Origin of the sequence: Streptomyces spongiae (assembly GCF_009377185.1) — a bacterium.
Classification (GTDB): Bacteria; Actinomycetota; Actinomycetes; order Streptomycetales; family Streptomycetaceae; genus Streptomyces; species Streptomyces spongiae.
Genome location: NZ_VJZC01000939.1, coordinates 1 through 2,340 on the forward strand (window position 1 = coordinate 1; position 2,340 = coordinate 2,340).

General features: G+C 68.5%; 1 protein-coding gene. It reads left to right on the plus strand.

The features are described 5' to 3' along the window. Positions 1-146 precede the first annotated feature (146 nt). Positions 147-2,216, plus strand: coding sequence for a pectinesterase family protein (locus FNH08_RS48910; RefSeq protein ID WP_322726637.1), 2,070 nt, complete (start codon positions 147-149; stop codon positions 2,214-2,216). Positions 2,217-2,340: the final 124 nt, after the last annotated feature.

The following is a 2,340-nucleotide window of genomic DNA, read 5'->3' on the forward strand; positions in this document are numbered from 1 at the left end:
GGATCCAATTGCCCTCTCCCGGCGGGATTCGCCAGCGGCAGCCGGTCGAAAGTTTCGGGCCCCGCGCGCGGCAACCTCCCCCCGCCCTCGCGGCAACCACTCCGTGGCTCTTCCCCCCACGCATCCGAGACAGATCGGAAGAACACGTGAGTGAGACTCGCAGCAAGGCCCGCCACCGCAGGCGGAGAGGCGCCCTGGCCGTCGGGGTCCCGCTGGCGCTGACCGCCGCCGGCGTCATGGCGTACGGCAACGACCTCGGGGTGTTCGGAGCGGGCACCCAGCGGACGGCCGCCGCGGCGGACGCGGCGACCGCCGCCCCCGCCTGGGCCGCCGACGTCGCCGACGGCTTCGCCTCCGTCAACGCCCTCGGGCAGAACGGGACGTACGGCGGGCGGGGCGGACAGACCGTCACCGTGAAGACGCTCGTCGATCTGGAGAAGTACGCCACCGCCACCGAGCCGTACGTCATCGTCGTGGCCGCGACGATCACCATGAACCCCGTCGGGAAAGAGATCAAGGTCCAGTCGGACAAGACGATCGTGGGCCAGGGGACCTCCGGGCAGATCGTCGGTGGCGGCTTCTTCCTCGGGCAGGGCGTGCACAACGTCATCATCCGGAACCTGACGATCCGCGACTCGTACCAGGGCACCTGGAACGACAAGGACCACGACTTCGACGCCGTCCAGATGGACGGCGCCCACCACGTGTGGATCGACCACAACGACCTGCGGCACATGGCCGACGGGCTCATCGACAGCCGCAAGGACACGACGTACGTGACGGTGTCCTGGAACAAGCTCAGCGACAACAACAAGACCTTCGGCATCGGCTGGACCGAGAACGTCACCGCGGACCTGACCATCCACCACAACTGGTTCCGCGAGACCGAGCAGCGCAACCCCTCCACCGACAACGTCGCCCACGCGCACCTCTACAACAACTACCTGGAGGACGTGGCCGGGACCAGCATCAACTCCTCCTACGGCAACTACTCCCGTGGCAAGACGAAGATGGTCCTGGAGAACAGTTACTTCCAGGGCGTGAAGAATCCCGTCCAGAGGGACTCCACCGCCGCCGTCGTCCAGCGCGGGAACGTCTTCTCCGGGACCAGCGGGCGCAACGAGAGCGGCGGTACGGCGTTCGACCCGAAGTCGTACTACGGCTACACGCTCGACAAGGCGGCGGACCTTCCGGCGCTGCTGAAGTCGGGTACGGGCCCCCGCAGCTCGATCGGTACGGCGAGCACGAAGGCCGCGGCCGCCACCACCCTCACCGTCGCCAAGGACGGCAGCGGCCAGTACACCAGCGTGCAGAAGGCCGTCGACGCCGTGCCCGCGAACAACGGCTCCCGGGTGCTGATCCAGGTCAAGCCCGGCACGTACCGCGAGACCGTCAAGGTGCCCTCCAACAAGCCGCACATCACCATCCAGGGCACGGGTGCCAGCCGCAAGGACACGGTCATCGTCTTCAACAACGCGGCGGGTACGCCGAAGCCCGGCGGCGGCACGTACGGCACCGGCGGCAGCGCGACCGTCGCCGTCGAGGCGGACGACTTCCAGGCCCGCAACCTGACCATCACCAACGACTTCGACGAGGGCGCGAACCAGAACCTCAGCGGGCACCAGGCCGTGGCCCTGCGCACCGCCGCCGACAAAGTCTTCCTCGACGGGATCATCGTCAACGGCGACCAGGACACGCTGCTCCTCGACACGGCGGCCAAGGACAAGCTGGGCCGGGTCTACGTCACCAACTCCTACGTCACGGGCAACGTCGACTTCATCTTCGGCCGCGCCACCGCCGTGATCGACCGGTCGGTGATCACCCTGAAGAAGCGGTGGGACGGCACCTCGGCCGGCTACGTGACCGCGCCGAGCACCGCCGCCAACCGCAAGGGCATCCTCATCAACCGCACGACCGTGGGCGGTGACGTGGCCGCGGGGAGTTTCTTCCTGGGCCGTAACTGGCACGCTGGCGGCGACGCCTCCCTCGACCCGCAGACCACGGTCCGCGACAGCACGTTGAGCGCCGCGGTCAAGTCCACCCCGTGGTCGGACATGGGCGGCTTCTCGTGGAAGGACGACCGGTTCGCCGAGTACAAGAACACCGGTCCGGGCTCGGGCTCGGCGAGCAGCAACCGGCCGCAGCTCAGCGACTCCCAGGCCGCGGGCCAGGAGGTCGCGGACTGGCTGGGCGACTGGACACCGACGGCCGGCTGAGCGGGCCCAGCAGGCCGAAGGCGGAAGGTCGAGAAGACCTGACTGAACTCTTGCCCTACACCTCCACCCTTCAGGGTGGAGGTGTAGGGCATCCTGCCCCTGGCGGCCCGGAGGGCCGCAGATC